This is a genomic window from Collinsella sp. LCP19S3_A6, assembly GCF_052122015.1.
GTDB lineage: Bacteria > Actinomycetota > Coriobacteriia > Coriobacteriales > Coriobacteriaceae > Collinsella.
The window spans coordinates 96,920-118,822 of record NZ_JBQKDD010000007.1; the positions used below are offsets into that span (position 1 = coordinate 96,920).

At 60.0% G+C, this 21,903-nt stretch carries 24 protein-coding genes and 1 pseudogene; 19 read left to right on the forward strand and 6 right to left on the reverse strand.

The window, feature by feature from the left end; all coding sequences use genetic code 11:
* Positions 1-6: 6 nt before the first annotated feature.
* Positions 7-210, reverse strand: coding sequence for a hypothetical protein (locus ACTQVX_RS06075; protein ID WP_195838599.1), 204 nt, complete (start codon positions 208-210; stop codon positions 7-9).
* Between ACTQVX_RS06075 and cpaB the strand changes: the two genes are divergently transcribed.
* The 4 genes and pseudogenes from cpaB to ACTQVX_RS06095 all read left to right on the forward strand — a co-directional run bounded on the left by cpaB (position 197) and on the right by ACTQVX_RS06095 (position 5,112).
* Positions 197-856, forward strand: coding sequence for a Flp pilus assembly protein CpaB (gene cpaB / locus ACTQVX_RS06080; RefSeq protein ID WP_370450646.1), 660 nt, complete (start codon positions 197-199; stop codon positions 854-856). The genes ACTQVX_RS06075 and cpaB overlap by 14 nt on opposite strands.
* Positions 856-2,493, forward strand: a complete 1,638-nt coding sequence (locus tag ACTQVX_RS06085) for an AAA family ATPase (RefSeq protein ID WP_441031702.1) — start codon at positions 856-858, stop codon at positions 2,491-2,493. Before cpaB ends, ACTQVX_RS06085 begins: the two co-directional genes overlap by 1 nt.
* A pseudogene (locus ACTQVX_RS06090) lies at positions 2,490-3,473 on the forward strand (CpaF family protein); the annotation flags it as partial. The gene ACTQVX_RS06085 and the pseudogene ACTQVX_RS06090, both read left to right, overlap by 4 nt.
* 70 nt (positions 3,474-3,543) lie before the next feature.
* Positions 3,544-5,112: a recombinase family protein gene (locus ACTQVX_RS06095; protein WP_441560571.1), complete on the forward strand. Its 1,569-nt coding sequence runs from the start codon at positions 3,544-3,546 to the stop codon at positions 5,110-5,112.
* Positions 5,113-5,116: 4 nt separating this feature from the next.
* Here ACTQVX_RS06095 and ACTQVX_RS06100 read toward each other — a convergent pair whose 3' ends face one another.
* Both ACTQVX_RS06100 and ACTQVX_RS06105 read right to left on the reverse strand, forming a co-directional pair.
* A complete protein-coding gene (locus ACTQVX_RS06100; RefSeq protein WP_441560573.1) occupies positions 5,117-8,245 on the reverse strand; it encodes a DNA polymerase in 3,129 nt (1,042 codons plus the stop codon).
* 12 nt (positions 8,246-8,257) lie between these two features.
* Positions 8,258-8,548 carry a helix-turn-helix domain-containing protein gene (locus tag ACTQVX_RS06105; RefSeq protein WP_441545576.1) on the reverse strand — a complete coding sequence of 97 codons (291 nt, stop codon included), beginning with the start codon at positions 8,546-8,548 and terminating at the stop codon, positions 8,258-8,260.
* 305 nt (positions 8,549-8,853) lie between these two features.
* Between ACTQVX_RS06105 and ACTQVX_RS06110 the strand changes: the two genes are divergently transcribed.
* From ACTQVX_RS06110 to ACTQVX_RS06125, 4 genes are read left to right on the forward strand one after another with little or no spacing between them, the layout of a single operon-like run.
* A complete protein-coding gene (locus tag ACTQVX_RS06110; protein ID WP_441560575.1) occupies positions 8,854-9,198 on the forward strand; it encodes a hypothetical protein in 345 nt (114 codons plus the stop codon).
* 5 nt (positions 9,199-9,203) lie between these two features.
* Complete coding sequence (locus ACTQVX_RS06115; protein WP_441560577.1) at positions 9,204-11,129, forward strand: HsdM family class I SAM-dependent methyltransferase; 1,926 nt, start codon at positions 9,204-9,206, stop codon at positions 11,127-11,129.
* Positions 11,119-12,141, forward strand: a complete 1,023-nt coding sequence (locus tag ACTQVX_RS06120; protein ID WP_441560579.1) for a restriction endonuclease subunit S — start codon at positions 11,119-11,121, stop codon at positions 12,139-12,141. The genes ACTQVX_RS06115 and ACTQVX_RS06120 overlap by 11 nt, the downstream gene beginning before the upstream one ends.
* Before the next feature lie 11 nt (positions 12,142-12,152).
* The gene (locus ACTQVX_RS06125) at positions 12,153-12,329 is read left to right on the forward strand and encodes a hypothetical protein (RefSeq protein ID WP_441560581.1); all 177 of its coding nucleotides are present in this window, start codon (positions 12,153-12,155) and stop codon (positions 12,327-12,329) included.
* A 31-nt stretch (positions 12,330-12,360) separates the two neighbouring features.
* Here the strand turns inward: ACTQVX_RS06125 and ACTQVX_RS06130 are convergent, their stop codons facing one another.
* The 3 genes from ACTQVX_RS06130 to ACTQVX_RS06140 are packed head-to-tail and all read right to left on the reverse strand — an operon-like array spanning position 12,361 to position 14,311.
* The gene (locus ACTQVX_RS06130; protein WP_441560582.1) at positions 12,361-12,627 is read right to left on the reverse strand and encodes a hypothetical protein; all 267 of its coding nucleotides are present in this window, start codon (positions 12,625-12,627) and stop codon (positions 12,361-12,363) included.
* Positions 12,624-13,103 carry a hypothetical protein gene (locus tag ACTQVX_RS06135; protein WP_441560584.1) on the reverse strand — a complete coding sequence of 160 codons (480 nt, stop codon included), beginning with the start codon at positions 13,101-13,103 and terminating at the stop codon, positions 12,624-12,626. The genes ACTQVX_RS06130 and ACTQVX_RS06135 overlap by 4 nt, the downstream gene beginning before the upstream one ends.
* Before the next feature lie 11 nt (positions 13,104-13,114).
* Entirely contained in the window at positions 13,115-14,311 is a 1,197-nt protein-coding gene (locus tag ACTQVX_RS06140) for a plasmid recombination protein (RefSeq protein ID WP_441560586.1), read from the reverse strand.
* A gap of 607 nt (positions 14,312-14,918) precedes the next feature.
* Between ACTQVX_RS06140 and ACTQVX_RS06145 the strand changes: the two genes are divergently transcribed.
* The 11 genes from ACTQVX_RS06145 (at position 14,919) to ACTQVX_RS06195 (ending at position 21,867) form a co-directional block, all read left to right on the forward strand.
* Positions 14,919-15,410: a hypothetical protein gene (locus ACTQVX_RS06145; protein ID WP_441560588.1), complete on the forward strand. Its 492-nt coding sequence runs from the start codon at positions 14,919-14,921 to the stop codon at positions 15,408-15,410.
* Between the two features lie 131 nt (positions 15,411-15,541).
* Positions 15,542-15,901 carry a hypothetical protein gene (locus ACTQVX_RS06150; protein ID WP_441545584.1) on the forward strand — a complete coding sequence of 120 codons (360 nt, stop codon included), beginning with the start codon at positions 15,542-15,544 and terminating at the stop codon, positions 15,899-15,901.
* Positions 15,874-16,800, forward strand: a complete 927-nt coding sequence (locus ACTQVX_RS06155) for a type II secretion system F family protein (protein ID WP_441031698.1) — start codon at positions 15,874-15,876, stop codon at positions 16,798-16,800. Before ACTQVX_RS06150 ends, ACTQVX_RS06155 begins: the two co-directional genes overlap by 28 nt.
* Entirely contained in the window at positions 16,797-17,438 is a 642-nt protein-coding gene (locus ACTQVX_RS06160; RefSeq protein WP_441031696.1) for a type II secretion system F family protein, read from the forward strand. The genes ACTQVX_RS06155 and ACTQVX_RS06160 overlap by 4 nt, the downstream gene beginning before the upstream one ends.
* A gap of 10 nt (positions 17,439-17,448) precedes the next feature.
* Positions 17,449-17,682, forward strand: coding sequence for a hypothetical protein (locus tag ACTQVX_RS06165; protein ID WP_427719148.1), 234 nt, complete (start codon positions 17,449-17,451; stop codon positions 17,680-17,682).
* Positions 17,683-17,975: 293 nt separating this feature from the next.
* Positions 17,976-18,206, forward strand: a complete 231-nt coding sequence (locus ACTQVX_RS06170) for a hypothetical protein (protein WP_154517646.1) — start codon at positions 17,976-17,978, stop codon at positions 18,204-18,206.
* Position 18,207: 1 nt separating this feature from the next.
* A complete protein-coding gene (locus ACTQVX_RS06175) occupies positions 18,208-18,426 on the forward strand; it encodes a hypothetical protein (RefSeq protein ID WP_154517649.1) in 219 nt (72 codons plus the stop codon).
* Positions 18,362-18,898, forward strand: coding sequence for a TadE/TadG family type IV pilus assembly protein (locus ACTQVX_RS06180; protein ID WP_441031694.1), 537 nt, complete (start codon positions 18,362-18,364; stop codon positions 18,896-18,898). The genes ACTQVX_RS06175 and ACTQVX_RS06180 overlap by 65 nt, the downstream gene beginning before the upstream one ends.
* A complete protein-coding gene (locus tag ACTQVX_RS06185; RefSeq protein WP_441031692.1) occupies positions 18,870-21,035 on the forward strand; it encodes a hypothetical protein in 2,166 nt (721 codons plus the stop codon). Before ACTQVX_RS06180 ends, ACTQVX_RS06185 begins: the two co-directional genes overlap by 29 nt.
* On the forward strand, positions 21,035-21,511 hold the full coding sequence (locus ACTQVX_RS06190) for a hypothetical protein (protein ID WP_427793906.1): 477 nt from the start codon (positions 21,035-21,037) through the stop codon (positions 21,509-21,511). The genes ACTQVX_RS06185 and ACTQVX_RS06190 overlap by 1 nt, the downstream gene beginning before the upstream one ends.
* Positions 21,508-21,867 (forward strand): DUF192 domain-containing protein, encoded by a 360-nt coding sequence (locus ACTQVX_RS06195; protein ID WP_427719076.1) that lies wholly within the window; start codon positions 21,508-21,510, stop codon positions 21,865-21,867. The genes ACTQVX_RS06190 and ACTQVX_RS06195 overlap by 4 nt, the downstream gene beginning before the upstream one ends.
* Positions 21,868-21,903 lie beyond the last annotated feature (36 nt).

Below are 21,903 nucleotides of genomic sequence, written 5' to 3' on the forward strand. Positions count from 1 at the left end.
GCGCCCTTAAATGAGCGTTTTGCCGACGCGCTGACCAAAACCTTGCCGCGGGCTTGACGGGTTGGTCAGCTCTTGGCTGGTAATTGGTTTGACACTTAAAACCAAGATGGTGATCGCGCTGTTTTGTTGCTTGGCCGCTCGGACAATAGTGGTACGGGCATCCCATCCGCCCAGTGCTGTCTTGAGAGGAGCTGCCGTGAACAAGAGCAAGCGCATCGCCATCAGTCTGGCAGCGGGCGTGCTCGCCGCGGCACTCTGCATGGTTTACGGGTCATCGGTTCGTTCGCGGGCTGAGCAGGCCCAGGCCAAAACCTTGGCCAAATACGGCGGCGATCGCGTCGAAGTTTGCGTTGCCGCACGTGATATCGATGTGGGTGAGACCCTCGACGAGACCAATGTCGTAACCCAAGAGTGGCTCGCGAGCCTGCTTCCGCGTGATGCGGCGACCGAGCTGCGCCAGGTGCGTGGCGACGTGACGACCTCGCGTATTCCCAAAAATGCCGTGGTCTGCGATGTCTACACCAAAGCCGAGAGCCATACGCTCGAGGTGCCCAAGGGCAAGGTTGCCGTTTCGGTGGCGGTCGATGCCGAGCATTCGGTGGGCGGAGCCGCAGGCGTGGGCAGCTACGTGGATGTGTACGTGCAAAAAGACGGCGTGACCGACCGGCTGTGCGGCGCGTATGTGATCGATACCAGCGACGAGGCCGGTGCCACGCGCGAAGGCAAGGTCGAGTGGGTGACGCTGGCGGCCGACCCCAAAGACGTCAAGGAATTGCTGGGAGCCTCGGGCAAGGGAACGGTCAGCTTGACGATTCCCGCCACGGCACGCGGCAAAAAGAGCGGAGGCGACGAGTGATGAAAGCGATCTGGCTTGCGTGCTGCGCGTGTGGCGATTACGGACTGCTGCAGCAGGAAGTCGAGGGCCGCGATGCGGGCGCGCAGGTGCTTCGCGTGGGCGACCTAGACGGGTTGGTGTCTATGGCTCGGGCGTTTCCTTCGCGCCGTGGCGCTGCCATTATCGCGGCATCCCTGTTTGATACTAAAGATGTGCGAGAGACCGTTGCGCGCCTGACTGCCGAAGGACGCGTGAGCCGCGTCGTCGTGTTGATAGAGGCGCTCGATCCGTCGGATATCGAGGGGCTGTTTCGCGCGGGGGCGACCGAGGTCATCGCTGCGCACAGCATATGCGGCAGCGGACATGTGGGCGAGGGAGCGGTTGATTCCGATTGGGGCGTGTCGCCTGAGCCCGATGTTTTTGTTGATAGGGAACCCGGGGCGCCTCGCGCTACAAGAGGCCCGCGTGTTGATGACTATGGGAAAGCGGAAGCCGAGCATGTTCGGCGCCCCCCGGGCCCCCTTGCATGTGATGACGCCGGAGCGTCGGCGCCGTATGGCGAAGACCTCCTGGCCGTAGATATGGGATACGTGCACGGCGTGAGCCTGGCCGATGGACTCGATGAGGTCGAGGGCCTTGTCGCGGGTGATGGTCCGCACGTCGACGTGACAGCGGAATCCCCAGTTCCGCCCCTACAGTTTGAGCAGCCTGCCGTGCCGGCGTGGACGCAGCACTTGGGTGCGGCTGGCGAGACGGGGACGTTGCCGCCCACGTCGTCAGCCCCTGCGCCGCTGGCAGACACTGCGTCGACGTCGCATCGAGCTCCGGTCATCTGCGCCGTCTCGGGATCGGGCGGCTGTGGCAAATCGACGATTGTCGCCACGATGGCGCATGCCGCTTCGTTGCTGGGTCTGCGAGCTGCCGTACTCGATTTGGACCTAATGTTTGGAAATCTCTACGACCTGCTGGGCGCCGATGCCCCGCATGACATGGCGACACTTATCGAGCCGTCGGTCGCGGGCGCCCTTGCGGAGCCAGACGTGGTCGCTGCATCGATGCGCGTTGCCCCAGGCGTTACGCTTTGGGGGCCTGTCGCAGCGCCCGAGCGCGCCGAGCTCATGGCACGTCCGGTAGAGCTGCTGCTCGACATCTTGCGTCGTGAGTCCGACGTGGTCCTTATCGATACCTCGGTCTTTTGGGGCGATGCGGTGGCGGCTGCGGTGGCGGCGTGCGACCGTTGCCTCGTCGTGGGTGATGCGGCAGTTTCTTCCGCGACGTCTGCAGCGCGCGTCATTGAGCTGGCGAGCCGTGTGGGCGTGCCGCGCACGCGCATGAGCGCCGTATTCAACCGATTTGGCGCGCGTGGGGCCGACGAGGATGTCGCCATTCGTTTTGAGATCGCGTGCTCGCTCAGTTCCAAAATTCGAATTGCCGATGGCGGGCAGGATTTGGCTGCACTCATGGCGTTTGGTCGTGCCGACGAGGCCGTGGGCCAGGCCAGCGCCTTCGCGACCAGTGTGCGCGAAGCCACGCGCGAGATGCTCGTGGAGCTGGGCTGCGCCGTTGGGCCTTGGAGCGACACGGTCATCGACCGCGCGACGCGTGCCGAACGCCCGCGCATTCGCCTTCCCTGGTCGCGTGAGGGTGATCAGCGATGAGCCTGCAAACGAGAATCAAAGCAGCCGGTGCGGCAGCGGCGACGGCACCTATCGATGTGGGACGGCGCCGTGCGGTCAAGCGCCGCACCAAGCGGGCCGTGATGGACCGCGTGGGCTACGACGAGGTGGCACGCATCAGTGCCTACGTCGATCCGGTTCTTGCCCGCTCGGAATTGCGTCCTGCGGTGGAGGCGGCACTCAACGTGGAAGAACCGACCGACCTGGCGACGCCCGAGCGTGAGACCATCATCAACGAGATCTTGGATGACGTGGTGGGCTTGGGCCCGCTGCAGCCGCTCATCGAGGACGACACCGTCACCGAGATTATGATCAACGGTTGCCGCTCGGCTTTCTTTGAGCGCGACGGGGTCTTATACCCCATCGAGCATGCGTTTGAGGATGACGAGCAGATCCGCGTGCTCATCGACCGCATCATCTCACCGCTGGGCAGGCGTATCGACGAGCGCAGTCCCATCGTCAACGCCCGCCTCAAGACAGGTTATCGCGTCAACGCGGTGATTCCGCCCGTGGCGATCGATGGGCCGATCCTCACTATCCGCAAGTTCTCGGATCGCATCTGTTCGTTGGATGAGCTTGTGGGCCTGGGGTCGCTGCCGCTTTGGTATGCGCAACTGCTTTCGTGTGCGGTGTCGCTGCGCCAAGATTTGGCGGTTGCGGGCGGTACGGGGTCGGGCAAGACTACGCTGCTCAACGCGCTATCGTGCGAGATATCTACCGGCGAGCGCATCGTGACGATCGAGGATTCCGCCGAGCTCAAGTTCGCGCATCACCCGCATGTGGTTCGCCTGGAGGCGCGCGAGGCTTCAATTGAGGGCGAGGGCGCGGTGACAATCCGCGACCTGGTGACCAACGCCCTGCGTATGCGTCCCGACCGTATTGTGGTGGGTGAGGTACGCGGTGCGGAATGTTGCGACATGCTGCAGGCCATGAACACCGGGCACGATGGGTCGCTCACTACATGCTGATAATCCCTATATGCTGATACAATTCGTGTAAAGCAGATTATCCAACAGCATTCAAGGGGCTTCCGTGGAGAGAAAGAAGAAAGCGGCGATTTACTGCCGCATTAGCCGCGATTCGACCGGCAAGCGCGAAGGCGTTGAGAGGCAGTACGAGGATTGCCAGATGATGTGCCGCCTGAACGGCTATGAGGTCTATGAGGTCTACGAGGACAACTCGATTTCTGCTCACGCTACCGCAACAAAGCACGGCAAGGAGCGCCCGAAGTACGAAAAAATGCTTTCGGATTTCAAACGCGGAAAATTCGACGTCATCGTGGCTTGGAAGCTCGACCGTCTTACTCGCTCAGTTTCCGGCTTGGAGGAAATGCTCAAGGAGCTTGCATCTCAGAAGCTGCGCATATGCACCACCGACCTTGGCGGTAGCGAGCTGGACCTCAGCACGGCTGACGCGGTCATGCTAGCGCAAATTATGGCCTCGTTTGCTCAGTTCGAGGCGTCGAGGAAGGGTGAGCGTACAAGGCGGGCGAATCTGCAACGTGCCCAAGAAGGCATCATGAGGCGAGGCTCGCGATGCTTCGGCTACGACAGGCAGAACAGGATTATCGAACCCGAGGCCGAGGTGGTGAGGGCCATCTACGACGCCTATAGAAAGGGAAGCAGCATGGGGGCTATCACTCGCGCCATTGCGGGCGATGATGACGGCACTCTTCCCGACATGCCGACCTCCGAGGCACCGTCGGTCATCGTGGCTCGTGAGCGTGGCAAGACCCCACCCAACAAGAAATGGTCACTCTCAACCACGCAAAGCATCCTTAGGAACCCGAAGTACGCCGGGTACGCCTATTACGCGCCGGTTGACTCTCGGGGGAAATGCAGGAGCTACAACTCGACGTGGAGGGATTATATCGTCCGGGACGAGAACGGCGAAATCGTCAGGGGGACCACTTGGGAGCCGATAGTGGCGGAGGATGTCTGGTGGGAGTGTCAGGAGCGCAGGGATTCCAACCTGAGCCGCGCCGACGGCACTCACATAGAGAAGAAGGGCAATCAGAAGAAGCATATAGGCGCGGGCGTCTACCGCTGCGGGATTTGCGGCGGCAAGGTGAAGAGCGGGGCGACAGACAAGAGAGCGGGCTACACCCACACCCACACCTATAGATGCGACGGGCACGTCAACCGCATGGGCGGGAAGATAGACGAGTTCGTGTGCGCCGTGGTCCGCGAGCGCTTGGCGAGGGAGGACCTCAGGGACCTGTTGTGCGCGAAGGCAGACTCCACTCCTAGGCTTAAGGAGATTCAAGACGAGATTGCGTCCCTTCAGGCCCGAGTCAAGCAGACCGAGCACGATTACGACGAGGACCTTATAGACGCATCCACGAGGAAGCGCAAAATCGGCAAGCTCACGTCGAAAATCATGAAGCTCGAAGACGAGCGCGAGGAGCTTATGCCCCGCAACGCTTCTTCGGGCATCATTAGCTCGCCCGACCCGGCCAAGGCATTCGACGCTCTGACGGACCCTGCACAGATTTCCAGGGTGATTGACGAGCTGTGCACTGTGACCCTCTACCCGCACAAGGCGGGAACGAGGGTCACGGCGGAGAGCATGGCGGAGGACGTCAAAATCGAGTGGAAGTGAGGGCCTACGGAAGAATTGCCCCCATGGAGGTGAGCAAATCATCCACCTCGGAACGTTCGAGCATCTGGGTCTGGCGCTCCTGCCTCCGGGCGTTCTTCCAGTGGGAAGCCTTGAAGGGCTTTCCGGACTCATTGAACTGGTCAATCCAGCGGCACTTGTCGTCGACCGTGAGGGCCGGGTCATCGAGGGTCGGGATGTTCCATACCCCGAGCCGGTGGCCCATGACGCAGGTGAAGATGCGCGACCAGTCATAGTCTGCGACATGGCGGCGAATCCCGGATGCGGAGGAGGAGACCTTGACGAAGAAGGCCCTCCAATCGTTCTCGGTCCTCAGGCACTTGCTGTCGCGCCCCTTGCGCTTGTAGAGTTCGTACTCCTCAGGGGACTCGTACGGGGCGGTCTCTACGTTGCACACCTCGTAGGTGGTGCCGCCGATGGTGGGGTGGGCGGTCCTGAGGGAGTCCTTCAGGGGCTTGCGCTTCAGGTCGAAGTCCATCGAGAGGCTTCGAGGCCTGTCCTCCACGTAGAAGTCATCGCGGAGCGTCGAGTCGGCCATGTCCTTGAAGCGAGCCCACACCCCCACGGTGCAGTCCACCTTCAGAGTCCTGCGGAGCCAGACGTCCAGACAGTAGAGCCTGTCCTCGACGCTCTTCGAGGGGTAGGGGGAAACGTAGCTGTTGTGGGCGCAGACGCCCTTGGGGTCGGGGGAGATGTTCCCGCGCGTGGTGACGTTGTAGAAGCCGTCCTGACGGTGCTTCTCCTCCCAGACCTTGGGGGACCCGGAGAGGTTCGACCTCACCTGGCGGAGGTAGGGGGCCATGCCGCACAGGTCGAGGCCGTTGACGAGGTCCTCCGTGGCGTCGGTGATGAAGCCGTCGGTGGTGAAGCTGTAGGAGGGGTATCCGGCGTAGGCAAGCTCGTTCATCGCGGCCATCAGGACGCAACGGACGATTGCGGTGGTCATCGAGGAGTGGGTGGGCGAGGTGATGCGGGACATGCCGAGGTCAACCATCTCTTGGGCCTTGGCGTCCCAAGTGGTCTTCTCGACTACGTTCTGTGCGGTCTTCCCGTAGGAGGAGTTGACCATCGTCTTCTCAAGCTGCTCGAAGACCTCAAGGCCGGGCTGCCCAGCCTTCATGGCGCGCTTGATTTCGGTACGGTCGTTCACGAACTCGCGGACTCCGAGGAAGAGAGAGCGGGTGGGGTTTCCGTTCTCGTCGAGTCGGTAGCGGGCTTGATACCCGTGCTGTATGTGCACGCGGGCACCGAGCTTGAGGGCGAGCCAGATTTCCACGCCCGTGACGTAGATTCCGTCGCGTTCGCCGAGGGTGCGGGGGAAAGTGATGCAGCCATCGACGTTCACCGCGATGCAGGGGTAGGGCACAGTCTCGGGGAACTCGAATTCGTCCACGTACGCCCACACGGGGTCGAACGGAGTGTGGAAGTCCTGAAGCAGGGCCTCCTCGCGGACCCACTCGCGGGTGATGAGCTTGGGGGCCTTCCAATCCACGTCGAAGACGCAGGACATGGCGGTCGGGTAGGCGCTGCACAGGTCGAGGTCGTAGGTCAGGCCGTCAACCCAGCCCACGAAAGAGCACCCGTTGGCACCGCCCTTGTAGGAGTTCCGGGCGAAGCGCTGAATCATCTCGGCCTCGGCGCTGACGGGAACGTCCTCGCGGTAGTCCTGAACGAGCTTGCCACTGGGAGAAACGTGTTTGCCGTCGGGCACGCGGCAGAGGCCACGCCATTCCTCGTCGAACTCGCGGGAGCCCTTAATTCCCCATTCCGAGGAGATGGTCTGCACGATTGAGGAAACGGCGGCAGCTGAGGCGGTGACGGGCATCGCGCGGTTGTAGTCGAAGAGGGTTCCCGCAAAGCGGAGAGTGACCTCGGAGTCGCGGGAGGCATAGTCCATGAATGCAACCGGCTCGTTGGCAAGGTAGTCCTGCATGGCGTCCTTGGTGTAGCCATGCTTGAGCGAGAGCTTGGAGAAGCCCACGGCCTCGCCAAGTTCGCCGAGGGACTTGTGGCCAGCCGGAGCGAAGCACATGGTGTCCCTCACGGAGACATTGAGCGGGAAGAAGCGCCACCACTCGCCATTGGTGGCGATGGAAGAGGCGATTGAGGGGTTCATGGTGAAGTCGCGCATGCTCACGAGACCGCCCTGCACCTCGCTCACCTGACGGAGCACGTCCTTCTCGCCGTAACCGAAGGAGAAGGCGGAGAGGTCGGCCTTGCCTGCGTGGCAGAGCACGGTAACGGGGATGGCACGCTTCTCGCGGTGGTACTCGGAGAAGTCGTTGACGTACCCCGCGAGCTGGGAGGGGTCCTCGCGGTTGAGCCGGACGCGCCCGGGCTGCTTGCGGGAGGACTTCAACATTTTGTATTCCCGGAGAAAGTCGGGGTCAGCACATGCACCGAGGGCGTCATCGATGCTGGTGCAGGAGACCCAATCGGGGTTCGAGCCGCCAAGGGCGTAGTCGTTCCAGTGAGCGCCCTTCGTGTCGTAGGTGGGGACGACCCAGCGGCGGGAGTCGGAGAAGCGGTAGCCGTTGGGTTCGCAGCACGTCGCGCGCTCGTCCTGCATCTGCTGGGCGAGGCCGAAGCGGGAGATGCAGTAGGAAAGCGCCCTGCCGAGGCCGAGGCGAGCGCCGGTGGCGGAGTAGAACACGAGGCTGTGGACGGAGGCGGGGTCGGCGGGCTCGGCGAAGGTGAGCTGCCATGTCAGGACCTCGCGCTCGCGGGACCGGGAGCCGCCGGGGTAGTAGAACTCGGTGTCCACTGCGACCACAAGGCGGGTCTCCTTCCTGCGGATGCGGGCGAGGGTGGGGAGGGCGGTCACGTCGAGGGCGGGGGTCGGGGTCGAAACAACGCTTTGGGTGCCAATAGCGGGTTTCGACCCCGTGCCCTGAGCTGGGGCGATGCTCTGGCCCGCCGTCAACCCCATGGGGGAGGTTGACGCCCCTTGGGCCGTCCAGACCCAAGAACGGTGGAGGACGCCGAACTCGGGATTGCCCTTGGTGTTGGTCAGGGTGTCGTTGTCCCAGCCGGCGTTGATGAGTGCCCGAAGGCTCGCGGAATCGTTGAAGAGGCCTTGTGAGGCGTTGACGGGGGTGCGGAAGTCGAACGGCATGTCCACCGCCCCCTAGGAGAGCAGGGCCGCAAGGCGGGCCTTGCGCTCGGCCGAGAGGGTGGGTGCCTGAGCTGCCAGCTGCTTGGCAAGCTCCTCGAAGCGCTCCTCCTCGGAGACGGGAACGACGTCAAAGAGCTTGGCGAGGTCTTCCTCGCTGACATAGAGCTTGCGACCGTTTCGAACCGCCGGGAGCTTTCCTGCCTTGATGCGGCGCTTGATGGTCGAAGCCGAGCTGAAGGCGCGTTTCGCTGCCTGCTCGATGGTGAGGAGGTGTCGGGGGTCGGGCGTGAGATTGACTTGCATCGTCAGTACCTTTCGGATACTGACGGCGGCTTAGAGCCATAAAAAATGGCCGATAGCCGACACGATGCGGGCTGTCCGCTTCGTGCCTCCTATCGACCATTGACACCTGCGCCTTTGCAAGCCGATTGGTCGCACCCCCGACGTTCTCACGCCTTTGTGCGCCGAGGGGGAAATCTTCATAGAGAGCCGTCTTGGCTTATATGTTGAAGACAAGATAGCACAGGCCTCAGATTGGGCGCAACGGTTCTCTATGAATTAAAATGAAACACTGTATCTTTTCCGATGATAGTAGAAGGAGAGCTCGCATGTCGCTCTTCAATCGTCTCCACCTTCAGGGGAGCATCAGCAAAATTACCAGCGAGACCTCTGACGATGGTGGGACTTACTACAACGTGCGCGTTGCCGTGAAGCGCGAGGACAGGCGAAGGGCCTTCATCAATCTGAAGTGTTATGCATCCTCCAATTACGACCCTTGGCAGGATTTGCGGCGCGGTATGGATTGCAGGTTCGATTGTGAGGTTCGTGGGAGCATGGCCTCTGACGGAACTGTCGAAAACGAACTCGTCTGCCTGTACGTTGAGCCCCTTCCCACTCTAAAAACCGAGGCGCTCCTGCGCGAGGTGCTGGACGCTGCCGAGCAGGAGGACTAAGAACAGTGAATCGCCATAGAATCGTTGAAGTGATTGGACCGCAGTATCTACGAGCAAATATCGAAGAGGATGAATGGAGCTATGCTAAGGATGCGGGCAATCTGGGAAAGCTATCCGATGCGCTTGGAGGCAAGCGCCCGCAACACTTTAAGCTAGACCGTCGTTTTACGGATGTGGACGAGACTGGTTCGTATGCCGTCCTCGTGGAGACGAAGCAAAACTTTACCGACGATGATGCTAGGCAGCTGGCTGCATACGTGGAGGAGGAGTATGCCCTCCATAAAGGCGCAAAAGTAATAGCTATTCTCGCCAACACTTCCAACGACCGCATCAGGGTTTGGAAGTCGGAGGTCAATGAGGAGCATCTTCTGCCGGAAGAGACGGTGCTTGATTCGATGGGCCACTACAAGCGTCTTTTCTCCGTTGACCGCCAAAACGACCGTGAGGCCGTCATGCGCAATACCTATGCGCTTAACGAGCTTTTGCATAGAAAAGATATCGATGAGCGCAATCGCAGCCAGTTCGTTGGAACATGCCTTCTGTACGTGAAGGATGAGGTCGCTACTCAGTGCCGCGGCGGTCGCGTGAACGAATTGATGAACGCAAAGCTTAAGGCCCGATGGGAGCAGTTTTCTGCAAAGCAAATCCGCGATGGAATCGGCGAAGTCCTCGAAAGCCTTCTAGACGGGTCGAAAAACAAAGATACGAAGGTGAAGCTTCTCAATCGAGACGTTCTAGGTGACCAGAAAGTGCGTGCGCTCACTAAGGATGATTGGGTCGAGGTTCTTTCCTATATCCTCATGAACATCTACCGGTTCATCGACGCAGATTCTTCCGAGGGACAGGATATCCTGAACCTGTTTTTCATTACCTTCAATAAATACGTCGGCAAAGCCGATAAGAACCAGGCGTTTACACCTGACCATATCACCGACTTTATGACGCAGCTCACCGAGGTGTCGTTCAAGGATGTCGTGCTTGATGAATGCTGTGGCTCGGGCTCGTTCCTAGTGCAGGCTATGGTGAAGGAGCTCGCGGATGCCCGTAGAGGGCGTACGGATGCAGAGTTCAAAGAGCTTGCCGATGAAATCAAGCAGCATCATATCTTCGGTATTGAGAGCGAGGAAAAGGCTTACGGCCTTTCCACTACAAATATGCTCATTCATGGAGACGGCAACAGTAATGTCGAGCTGGGTTCGTGCTTTGACAAAAGGAGATTCATTGTCAACGCTAAACCCTCGGTCATTCTGATGAACCCTCCCTACAATGCGAAGCCGAGAACCATACCTGAATCGTACAAAAGGGATTGGTCTGACTCAGAAAAGAGCGGCAAGTCTGACCCTACCAAGGGAACGGTCTTTGTAAAGTATCTATCTGATATTGCTAATAAAGAAGACTGGGATGGCGTCCGGCTCGCCGTTCTCTTGCCTATGGCTGCTGCGATTGGCACGGGTTCGCGCCTGTCCGGGATAAAAGAGGACTTGCTCCGCGATAACACCCTTGAAGCGGTTTTTTCTCTACCCGCAGAGATTTTCTATCCCGGTGCGGCTGTTCAAGCGTGCTGTATGCTGTTTACTCTGAATCGTTCTCATTATGATGCAGACGGTGTAACGCCTCGCAAAAAGACTTTTTTCGGTTACTACAAAGATGATGGATTCATCAAGAAAAAGAATCTGGGGAGAGTGGAGCAATTCGATTCAGAGGGTCATAGTCTTTGGAAGGCTATAGAGGCGAAATGGCTCGACTTATTCAGGAATCGGACGGTTGAGGCAGGTTATTCTGCCATGCAGGCGGTTAAGGGTTGTGACGAGTGGCTTGCAGAGGCCTACATGGAGACTGACTATTCGGTTCTAACGGAAGAAGATTTTCAGCACACCATAAATGATTACCTCGCCTACCTTGTAAAGGAGGGGAATATCTATGAAGCTTGATACCAGCAATTGGTGCAGATTCGTCTTGGGCAGCCTATTCGAGGTAAAAAAGGGAAAACGCCTGACTTCCGAACAGCAGACGGATGGCTCCACACCTTATATCGGCGCAATTGACTCAAATAACGGTGTCGCCAATCATATCGGCCAAACCCCCATCCATGAGGGAAACACCATTTCTCTGAGCTATAACGGGTCGATTGCAGAGGCCTTCTATCAGCCGGAGCCATTTTGGGCTACTGATGATGTGAACGTCCTGTACATGCGTCCTGAGGTTGGGGTGTTGACTCCCGCAGTCGGTCTCTTCCTCTGCACTATTCTACGCTTAGAGAAGTACCGTTACTCTTACGGTAGAAAGTGGACGAAAGAGGTTATGGAGGCAACGGTTATTCGCCTGCCTGTTACAGATGGGGGAAAACCTGATTGGCAGTGGATTGAATCGTTCGTCAAATCCCTGCACTCAAAGCCGATTACAACAAAACGGGGGGGGTCCGAATCTCCTTCACTTGGGAGTAAGGAGTGGGGCAATTTTCCTGTATCTAGCTTGTTTGATGTTAAATACGGTATCAACATGGAGCTGAATGCCTGCGATGAAACGTCGCAGACCGACCCGGAAGGCATTGCATTTGTTGCTAGAACTGCCGAAAACAACGGGATTAGCGCTTACGTCAAACCTGTTGAAGGAAAAAGCCCTCAGCCCGCTCATACCATTACTGTTGCTGGTGGCGGGAGCGTGCTGTCAACCTTCTTGCAGATTAGGCCATTCTATAGCGGTCGAGACCTCTATCTTCTCTATCCAAAGGAGGAGATAAGTGACCATGCGAAGTTGTTTGTTGTAACTGTCCTTCGGGCTGAGAAATACCGCTTTAATTACGGGAGGCAGGCCAACAAAACGCTGCCGACACTCAATCTGCATCTCCCGGTTGATGGCAAGGGCCGACCCGATTGGACGTGGATGGATGCTTATATGAAATCCCTCCCATATGGCGATAGAATCTGCGATGTTAGCTCATGAGAGGAGGCGTCATGGAATCGAGGAAATGGTCTGAGCCGAAACCTGATGAGGCCTACAGATGCGATGATGGAAAAGTTCGGACGTGGACCGAGCTTACCGCCGGTCTGGACCCGGACTCGTATCCGAAAGATGAAAAGGATTACGAGCTTCTTCTCTGGTCGTTTGGAGCCGATAAAATATCCGAGTAAACGAAGAAGCGCCCGCATCGCGGGCGCTTCTCTATTCGTATTGGTAATCGTCCGCTATCGTGGGGTTGAGGAGGTCACGGTAGCGCAGTTCAATGCTCCTTAGCCTTGATTTGCGGTTCTGGGAGGCCTCCCTGCCATCATATTCGCGCTTTAGGCCCTCGGTCGAGGCCTTGCGTCGTTCAGCGCGGCGCACTCGACCAATGAGCTGGCGGGACGCCAGCGCGAGCGTTGCATCCTCCCACAGGGAGTCGTGCTCGCGTGTCGAGCTTGCCGACCTCAAGGGCAACAGGACGCTCATCGCTCATCCTCGCTCGTCTCGGATGTGGTTGCCTCGGGCTCATTGTCTTCCATCCCGATGCGTGCTGCTGGAACAAGCTCGCCGTCCTCGCGGACGTACGCGAGAACGCCGTTGACGGTGATTGAGAGAGCATTTTCCAGCTGCTTGTTCGTGCGGAGCGTATAGAAGGTTTGCGGGTACTGCTCAAGGTCCTTCAGACGCTCGGTGCGCATCGAGCCGTCCTTGCTCTCGATGCGTTGCTTGCCGCTCTGGATGAAATCCGTCGTGCTGCTCGACCATTCTTTCGTCACGGCGAGGGGCTTGCGCCACCTCGTGCCGTTCCATGGAAGGACCCAGGCGGCGTAGAGGAGCCGACCGCCGCGCACCCAGACAGCCTCGCTACAAGCGACCACTTTGCCTACGTCGCCCTCGCCGATGCCACTCGTGTCACACTGCCAGACACAGCCGTTTTCGTACATGATTTCAATACGAGCCATTGTTTGCCTCCCTAAAACTGGGGTTGAATAACTGCCTGCGTCTGCCGAGCCGATGGAGCGCGCTGTGCGAAGGCGCGCCGGCTGGCAGGTTCGAAGCTCCTCCCGGATGCCTCCGGGGCATTTCGCCTTGAGGCTTGGCCGAATCTCTCGCGGATGCCCGCGCCGAGCTTGCCCGCCCGCGCCCCTAGCTGCTCGATGAATCCAGAGCAGAGAGAAGCGACGCGACCGAGGAGCGAGCCCTTTCTGCTGAGAGGCGCAGCGTCGGCGGCGCCGCATTCGGAACGGACGGCCTCCAAGACCCCAACGCGCTCCTCAGCTCCTTCTCGCGAGCGCTGAAGGGACTCCAATCGCGAAGACTCCTCGTCGGCGAGCGCCTTGATTTCCTCTCGTCGGTCCCTGAGGCGGGAGATTTCCTCGCACTCTTTACTGACCTCGCTTCGGATTGCCACAAGCTTGGTTTTCGCCTCGATGTACTCCCCGTGGGCGAGTTTGGAGAGCAGCTTGTCGCCTTCGTCCTCAAGCTCGATGCCAATATCGAACCCGAAATGACGCTCCATGTGGGCTGAAAGGGCCGGGTGGAAATCCTGCATGTCGGAACGGCTGAACATCTTGGACTGGGAAATGGTCTTGCTCGTGATGGGGTTCCCGTTATCATCGGTCGCCGCGACGCGCTTGTAGCGGACGGTACCCTTCTTGTCGCGCTTGACCTCGCCCGCCTTGTGCTCGGGATTTTTCATCTCGTCGCGCTTGGTCCAGCGAAGGGGGCGAGATTTGTCATTGGTCATCTTGACCGTCTCGCAAGAGGGGACGAAGCAGAAATGCATGTGAGGGGAGGTCTCGTCCATGTGCACGTAAGCTCCCACGACGTTCCCGATTCCGCCGACCTTGACCCCAAGAAACTCATACGCCTGCTCGAAGAACTCCCGCTCGCGCCCTTTCAGGCGGGGATTCTTCGGCAGCGTCACCACCCAGTCGCTGATGACGTTGGTGGTCTTGTTCGGCTTGGTGTCGGCCTCCTCGACCTTCCTGCTGATGAACTCCCTCGGGTCGGGTCGTTCGTAGAGGGCGTAGTTCAGGTGAGTCCTCGAAGGGTCAATCTTCTGATTGCCGTAGCGGTAGTGCTCCTGATGCGGGTCCCCGTCGTGCCGGGAGTAGTGGTTGAGCATGTGACCGACCGCGCCCTGAGTGTAGCCTTGCAGATTCGCCATAAGATTCGCCTCCAATTCAATCGAGGTCCTTCGATTTCTTGACGGCAAGAATAAGAAAAAATCCCAGCTCATAGGGGGTCATAGCGACCAATCTGCGCCCATATCGAGAAAGGTCTACGCGGGACGAAGTCTCGCGTAGCAGGTTAGGCGAGACTTCGTCCCGCCACCTGCCCTGCGGGGCCCTCCGCGCTTCGTCTCGCGTTGCGATTCGAAGCGCTGCGCGTCGCTGCGCTCCTTGCCACACTCAACAGGCTCCGCCCGGGCCGCTGGGCCTTCCCGGTCTCAACAGGGGCTAGCCCCTAGCCGACGGCTTACCCGGGTCAGCTCAATAGGGGCGTTGCCCCTGCCGCTGTGCTCACCCCATCGCTCAATAGGGTGAAGGCACCCTATGCCGCGAAGGCTTACCCGTGCATTCCTCGTGTCGCCTCGACGTCAACAACGCGTCACAGAACCTCGCACAAATCGGCCGGGGCCGATTGGTGGAGGTTTGCGCTTCGCCTGTGACGGAAGTTGACCCCGAACCTCCCCGAGGGATTCGCCTTAAGAAAGCGAATCAAGCAGCCGCTTGATTCGCAAGCAGCGAACCCAAGAGAGACGGGAGCCGGAAATGTACTTCGACCACTGCCAGAACCTCAACGAACTCAAATCCGCCTACAAGAAGCTCGCCATGAAGCACCATCCCGATATGGGAGGCGACGAGGCGACCATGAAGGCGGTTAACGCCGAGCACGACCGCGTTTTCGAGGTTCTGCGCGATATGCAGAACGAAGAGGCTGATAGGCCTGGCAGCGATGTCCGCAGAACGACCGAGACGCCCGAGGAGTTCCGCGCTGTCGTCGATGTTCTGCTCGGTATCGAAGGCGTTGAAGTCGAGCTGTGCGGCGCTTGGCTGTGGATTGGCGGCGATACCTACGAGAGCCGCGAAATCCTGAAATCCGTAGGCTGCATGTGGAGCAGGAGCAAGCGCAAGTGGTATTGGCGTCATGCGGAGGATGATTGCAAATGGAGCCGGGGCAAAACGAGCATGAAGCAGATTCGGGCGAAGTATGGGAGCGAACGAATCGGGAGGGAAAGTGAGCCGAATCTTTTGTCGGCGTAATGTGAAATGGCGCTCGCTTCGGCGGGCGCGCTTCTTGCCCCGTTAGACGGGGCAAGAAGCGAGATTTAGTCCTTTGCCTGCAAGAATGCATATTGCGGATTAACAGTTCACTTAATAGGGAAAACCAACACTTGGTACTCACCACGCTTCATGCGGGCACCGAGCAAGAGACCGTGGTGCGTTTGACGCTGCTTGCGCGCTATGGCATCGATCTGCCGAGCGAGCTCATCGAGGAACAAATCGCTATGGCGCTCGACGGCATCGTGATGTCCGAGCGCCATGCGGACGGCCGGCGTTTTGTGTCCTCCTATTCGGGGGTGCGACGCGGCGCGTCGGGTGGCGTGGAACTCGAGCGCTACGTGACCTTCGATGCCGCCGAGCGCACCTGGACCCTCAACCGCGAGCCGCCGTTTATCGCAGAGGGCTTGCGCTCGGGAACGCTTACGCAGGAGGAGGTGGACGAATGGAGGTCGTTGTGCCCCTCGTCGTAGGGGGCCTTGCCGGGTTTTCGGTCGCGACGGTATGCGGAGTGGAGCCTCATGTGCCGAGGGTGCCGCCGGCGGAGCTGGTGCGCCATATGTTTGAATCGGTGGCCGAGAAGCTGCCACGCGAGCTGGTGAAAAATGATCTGCTAAAAAAGATCGCCCGCTCCTGGGTATCGTTGGTTCCCGTGCGCCGCATCGGTCTTGTCGTTGAGGATGATGCTTCACGCTTGGCGTTCCTGTTGCTATCGAGTGGCGTCTGCTGCCTTGCACTTGCCGTGGTGTCGCTATCGCCCATCGGCTTTGTTTTGGGGGCGGTTGCGCCCTTTGCCGCGGGCGCCGCACGCGACATCTTTGACCACCGACGCGAGCAGCGCGATGTGGAGGAAGCCATGCCCGAGGCCTTTACGGCACTTTCCATGTCGCTTGCCTCGGGACATTCGCTGGCCCAGGGCATGCGGTTTGTGGGCGCTCACGTGCAAGAGCCGGTGCATACCGAGTTTCTGCGGGTAGCGGCGGCGATCGACTGCGGCATTTCGGCTGCCGATGCGCTCGACGACCTGCTTGTCCGCATCGACGCCCCCGGGCTTTCGCTTGTCGCGTTGGCGCTCAAGGTGTCGCAGCGGACCGGTGCCCCGCTTGCCGATCTGCTGTCCGAGGCGTCGAGCATGGTGGGGGAGCGTATCGAGCTCAAGCGCCGCCTGGATGTCAAAACGTCGCAGGCGCGCATGTCGGCGCATATGGTCGCGGCGATGCCGGCGGGTATGTGCGCGGTGCTGGCCCTGCTTTCGGCAGATTTTCGCTACGGTCTCGCAACGCCGGTAGGCGCCGGCGCCGTGGTTCTGGGGCTTGCCCTTAACGGCGTCGCCCTGGTGGTTATCCGGCGCATTATGCGGGTGGAGCTGTGAGCGCCCTGGTTGCCGCCGCGGCTTGCCTGTGCGCCTTCGGCGTATTTGTCGCGACGGGCCTGGAGCGCTCGGATGTGCGCAAGACCATGGAGATTTTCAGGGGCGAGGCGGTGCTGGTCGTTGCTGCGGCCCATTCGATGATCGATGCCGCTATTGCGCGGGTGAGGGGCGCATTTGGCGTGGACAACTCAGCGCAGGTTTCGCTCGGTGAGGTATCCGAGATGATTGATGTGGTGCGTCTGGGGCTTTCCGCCGGCCTTTCGTTCGATGCGGCGCTCGAGATCTTTTGCGCCAATCGTCGATCGGCGCTGACTGTTCGGCTTGAACGGGCATGCATGGCGTGGCAGGTGGGCGTGGGAGCGCGCGAGGACGAGTTGTTGGCGGCCGCGCAGGACCTGGACGTGCGGGCGCTCGAGACCTTTGCCATTACGGTGGGTCAAGCGCTCGCCCTGGGTGCCCCGCTTGCCGAGACCCTTGCTGCCCAAAGTCGCGAGATCCGCGCCGCCCATCGTGCCGCGGTCGAGCGCGAGATTGAACGAGCGCCCGTCAAGCTGCTGATTCCCACCGGCACGCTCATCTTGCCGGCACTGCTGTTATCCATATTGGGCCCGCTGCTGGGAGCAGGCGGGATGATGTAGGGAGGAATACATGAACAAAATGGCTGACGTTATGGGTAGGGTTTGGAGTCGGACGCTTTACCGTGCAATGCGTTCCTGTCAACGTGCCAAGGCGCTGGTGCAGGAGGAAAGCGCGCAGGGTACCACCGAGTACGCCATCTTGGTCGGCGTGCTCGTGGTAATCGCGATCATTGCCATCGTTGCATTTAAGGGCAACGTCGAAAAGCTATGGAACGCGATCAAAGACGGCATCAACAGCCTGTAGAAGGCGGGCATTCTGTTGGCGTGCTGCTGGTGCTCGCTTGCCTGATTGTGGCGATTGCGGCGACGCTCTGGGGGCTGAATGCCGTGCGACAGCAGCGTTCTGGGGCCGTCGCGGATGGGAGCTCGGGCGCGGTGGCGCCTCCCGATGACAAAGCGCGGGACACGGCCGACAGGGATGCCGCCGTCACGGCACAAACTTTTCTGCGCGCCCTCGACGAACGGGCGGATGCTGCGGCGGGTCCATCTGCGGACAACGCAGTCGCAGCCCGGCTGACATGGGCCGAGGAGCGACCGATGACCGAGGCTGCCGCGGACCTGTTGCGTGTTTATCGCGAGGTGCCCACAGCCCAGCTCGCTCTAAGCGGTTACCTCGACATCAAGGGCAACGTATGGGGCGCCATCGTGCGCGATGGGCGCGGCTGGGTCGACATGGTGACGGTTGCCGCGGATGCCGGCGACGCCTCGTGCCGCTTACGCGCGGTGCGCTTGGTTCCGCAAGCATCGGGGTCAAAGGAGGGATCGTGAAATGCTTGACGTTTTGCGCGAGGAGTCTGCCCAATCGACCGTTGAGTACGCCATCGTCACCATGGCGCTGCTTTCCATCGTGCTGGCGATTGCGGGGCTTTGGCGCGCCGGCACCGACGGACGCTTGGCGGCGTTGGCTGCACGGGCGGCGTCCCATGGCGTCGCCTCGACATCGGTTATCGACGCCGCCGCAGGCGCCAAAGACATCGCACTCTATTGATATCGCGCGCGAGGATTGGGCGCAGTCCACGGTCGAGGCCGCCTTTTTGCTGCCGACGTTTTTGACGCTCATCCTGCTTGCGCTGCAGCCGGTGTGCCTGCTCTATACGCGTGCGGTCATGGAGTCTGCCGCCGCCGAGACGGCGCGGCTCATGACCACGACGACGGCGGAGGACGACGACCTCAAGGAGTTTGCCCGCCGCCGTCTCGCCGCGGTGCCCGATGTCTCGATCTTTCACGCCGGCGGACCGCTGTCGTGGGATATCGAGCTTGGCCGGGCGGACGCAGGGGGCGTTTCGTCTGTATCTATCGCGGGTGATGTAAAGCCGCTGCCCGTGATCGGCGCGTTCGCGCAGGCCATGGGCAATGTGGGGGGAGGAGGAAATGTTGAGTTGAAAGTCGACGTTTCGTACCGATCGCGTCCCGGATGGCTGGAGGGAGACTATGATTCGTGGATTGCCGCGTGGGATTAGGCGTCGCCTGCTGCGAATGATGCGAGGGCTCGTGTGCCGTTGCCGGTCGAATGCCCGCCGCAAGCGGGGCGGCTTCATGGGCCGCTCCGGTATCGACTTGTTTATCGAGGACGGTGCCTACACTACGCTTTCTTCGGCGGTCGTCATACTTGTGGTGCTTACGCTGCTGTTTTCGTCGACGGCGGCGATATGGAGTATGTCGCGTGCCGGGGATACCCAGGTGGCGGCCGATAGCGGTGCTCTGGCGGGTGCCAACGTGATATCGTCCTACCATACAGCGGCCACGGTGGTGGATGCGAGCATTTTGAGCTTGGGCCTGGCGGGGTTTGCCACAATCGGCACCGGCTTGGTTGCCATGCTGGTGCCGGGTGGGAAAATAGCCGCAAGCGATATGGTCGATACCGGGATTGAGATTATTAAAACGCGCAATAAGTTTGCCAAAAGTGCGTCGGAGGGTTTGCAAAAAGTCGAAACGGCTCTGCCATATCTGGTTGCCGCGCGAGCTACGCAGGCTGTTTCGGCGCAGGATACCGATAACGTGATCTATACCGGCACAGCGCTCGCCGTGCCCAGGACATCGGAGTCGGACTTTGTTGCGCTCGAGGGGTCAGAAATCTCGACCGATGCCATCGAGAGCACCTCAAAAGACCTTGACTATGCTGCCAAGGAACTGAAGAAAGCGTCCGAGAAAACGTCAAAGGCCAAGGAACGCGCCTGGCTTGCCGACTGCGGCGGATCGGACAGAGGCGCAGTCGGAAGCTGTTCGTGCATGTGGGAACGCGCTAGGAGCTTGGCGAAGCTTTCGGATATTGAGAATCCGCACTATGCCTCGAGTGTCACATGGGAGCCGCAAGTGGCGCTCGATCGCGCGAAGGCCTATTACCGCTCGCGCCTTGCAAACGAGGCACCTCAGGGCTCAAGCGTCGAGACGAAGGCGGAGTCGGCGGCGCGCAAGGCGTTTTACACCTATGCGAGTACAGAGGTCAATCGTGCATATGTAACCGAGGACGGAGATGAAGTCACTTCCCATATCCCGCTGTTGCCGCGCAACTCTGAAGAGGTGCGAGCGACGGAACTCTATACCGATGCGGCGTGGCCAATTAGTACCATCGATGACAAGACGTATCTGCATTACGGAACGAGTTGCCCCAACTATAAGAAGGGGTCGCCAGGCGGGTTAGCCTCGGTTGCCGATTATGACGGGCAGGACAGATGCAACAGATGCCATTTTGGCGTTTCGTCGCTCGGTGCCGTTGCAGCGCCTTCGACTTCTATCGAAAACGGCTTCGAATACCACTTTGACAAGTTCAAAGATGCCCTGGAAGACTACGTCGACTGCCGCAACAAAGAACTCGAACTTGAGCGTCAGACCGAGGATGAGGCCGACCGTGCGGGCAATGCGTTTGACCAGGCCATCAAGGCGCTTTCGGGCGAGCGGCCGCGTATCGCCCCGCCCGGCCGAAACGGCGTGGTCTCCTTTGCGGTCTCGGGCGATATGACCAGTCCCGGTAAGCTCAACTCTTCATTCAATAAGCCGGTTACGCTCGGCAGTCGCGGTGCAATCTCTGCCGCGGTCTTGGCTCCCGACAACGCGACGGCGCAAAACAACGTGCTCTCGCGGTTTTTCTCGACACTGGAAGAGCGCTCGGGCGGCGTTGCCGGCGTACTCGATGGCGTCATGGATGTTTGGGGACGCCTGCTTGTGGGATACGGAGACATCCAAGGTTCGGCCGACGAACTTATGGACGAGATGATTAAAGACCTAGGAGGGGGCAGCGGCGCGTTGGGCTCCATTGCATCGTGGCTCGGCGATACCGTTTCGGCGTCCGTGGCGGCGCTGGGTTTGGAACCGTGCGACTTGCGCCTGCGAAAGCCGGTGCTGACCGATTCCGCTAACGTCATTAAGAGTCCGGGGTCTGACATTGCCGGTCTCTCTCAAGCGCAAGACAAACTGCGAAGTATTCCGTTGGGCGTGACGGATCCCAAGGCGCTCTGCGAGGCGTTGGAATATCAAGTCGAACGCACCATTAGCGGTACGGTGTTCACACTTGCGGAGATTCCGTTGCCCGGCGGTGGTTCCATCCCGCTTACCGTCGATGTCGCTACGCTGGCGGGCGCCTTGGGCGGTGGATCGTAATGGGCGTTGGTGCAGTCTTGTACGAGGAGCGCGCCCAGGCGACGGTCGAGATGGCCGTGGTCGCTCCCGTTTTGCTGGCGCTTGCGCTCATTGTGTACAACGTCATGGTCTTTGCTGGCGCCGTTGCGCGCTTCGATCGCGTGGTGCCCGATATCGTGCTGGCGCACGCTGTGGCGCCGGAAGGGGAGGGCGATGAGAGCTCTGTCGATGCCTCGATGCGTGTCCAGTCCGAGATTCAGGCGGCTATGCAGGGCTATAATCTGCAGGTCGAGGTCTCGAGCGAGCAGAGCTCGGCGTCGTCTGATGGCGGCTTGCTCTCTCTGTCCGGGACGTTTAGGACCTATGCCTGCGTCATGTACTATGAGCCGTGGCCTAGATTGCTCAGCATTGCCGGCGTTTCTCTGGGGACGCCGGCGAAGCTGTCGCACGAGCGCGCGGTTACGGTCGATCCGTGGCGACCGGGGGTGGTCATGTGAGCGCCGTCTTGTCTTATATCGCCTACGCGCGTGCGCTCAATAGGCTCGGTTGGTCGCCGGCAGAGTTTATGGTGGCAGAATCGTTTGGCGCACGCTTGCGCGGCATGCTGGGCCGCGTGCCGATTACGGCTGACGGACTGCCGCTCGTCATGGCGTTTCCGTGCTGCTCTTCGGTTCACACCTGTTTTATGGCTTATCCCATCGACATTGCCTTTATTGATTGCAGCGGCAATATCCTTGCACGCTACGAAAATGTCCGCCCCTGGCGCATGTGTTCCTGTCCCGGTGCTTGGGCGGTGCTGGAACGCCCTTCAATCTTTGTATCGCCCACTGTCTTGCAACGAGTGCAGGCTTGAAGGCCCTGAGCGAAAAATTTCTTGCGGCCGGTTGAT

Coding starts and splice junctions, on each gene's coding strand:
- ACTQVX_RS06085 (WP_441031702.1), top strand. CDS start 856: ATGAAAGCGATCTGGCTTGCGTGCTGCGCGTGTGGCGATTACGGACTG.
- ACTQVX_RS06100 (WP_441560573.1), bottom strand. CDS start 8,245: ATGCCGTTCGACTTCCGCACCCCCGTCAACGCCTCACAAGGCCTCTTC.
- ACTQVX_RS06105 (WP_441545576.1), bottom strand. CDS start 8,548: ATGCAAGTCAATCTCACGCCCGACCCCCGACACCTCCTCACCATCGAG.
- ACTQVX_RS06110 (WP_441560575.1), top strand. CDS start 8,854: ATGTCGCTCTTCAATCGTCTCCACCTTCAGGGGAGCATCAGCAAAATT.
- ACTQVX_RS06120 (WP_441560579.1), top strand. CDS start 11,119: ATGAAGCTTGATACCAGCAATTGGTGCAGATTCGTCTTGGGCAGCCTA.
- ACTQVX_RS06125 (WP_441560581.1), top strand. CDS start 12,153: ATGGAATCGAGGAAATGGTCTGAGCCGAAACCTGATGAGGCCTACAGA.
- ACTQVX_RS06130 (WP_441560582.1), bottom strand. CDS start 12,627: ATGAGCGTCCTGTTGCCCTTGAGGTCGGCAAGCTCGACACGCGAGCAC.
- ACTQVX_RS06135 (WP_441560584.1), bottom strand. CDS start 13,103: ATGGCTCGTATTGAAATCATGTACGAAAACGGCTGTGTCTGGCAGTGT.
- ACTQVX_RS06140 (WP_441560586.1), bottom strand. CDS start 14,311: ATGGCGAATCTGCAAGGCTACACTCAGGGCGCGGTCGGTCACATGCTC.
- ACTQVX_RS06145 (WP_441560588.1), top strand. CDS start 14,919: ATGTACTTCGACCACTGCCAGAACCTCAACGAACTCAAATCCGCCTAC.
- ACTQVX_RS06155 (WP_441031698.1), top strand. CDS start 15,874: ATGGAGGTCGTTGTGCCCCTCGTCGTAGGGGGCCTTGCCGGGTTTTCG.
- ACTQVX_RS06165 (WP_427719148.1), top strand. CDS start 17,449: ATGAACAAAATGGCTGACGTTATGGGTAGGGTTTGGAGTCGGACGCTT.
- ACTQVX_RS06170 (WP_154517646.1), top strand. CDS start 17,976: ATGACCGAGGCTGCCGCGGACCTGTTGCGTGTTTATCGCGAGGTGCCC.
- ACTQVX_RS06175 (WP_154517649.1), top strand. CDS start 18,208: ATGCTTGACGTTTTGCGCGAGGAGTCTGCCCAATCGACCGTTGAGTAC.
- ACTQVX_RS06180 (WP_441031694.1), top strand. CDS start 18,362: ATGGCGTCGCCTCGACATCGGTTATCGACGCCGCCGCAGGCGCCAAAG.
- ACTQVX_RS06185 (WP_441031692.1), top strand. CDS start 18,870: ATGATTCGTGGATTGCCGCGTGGGATTAGGCGTCGCCTGCTGCGAATG.
- ACTQVX_RS06190 (WP_427793906.1), top strand. CDS start 21,035: ATGGGCGTTGGTGCAGTCTTGTACGAGGAGCGCGCCCAGGCGACGGTC.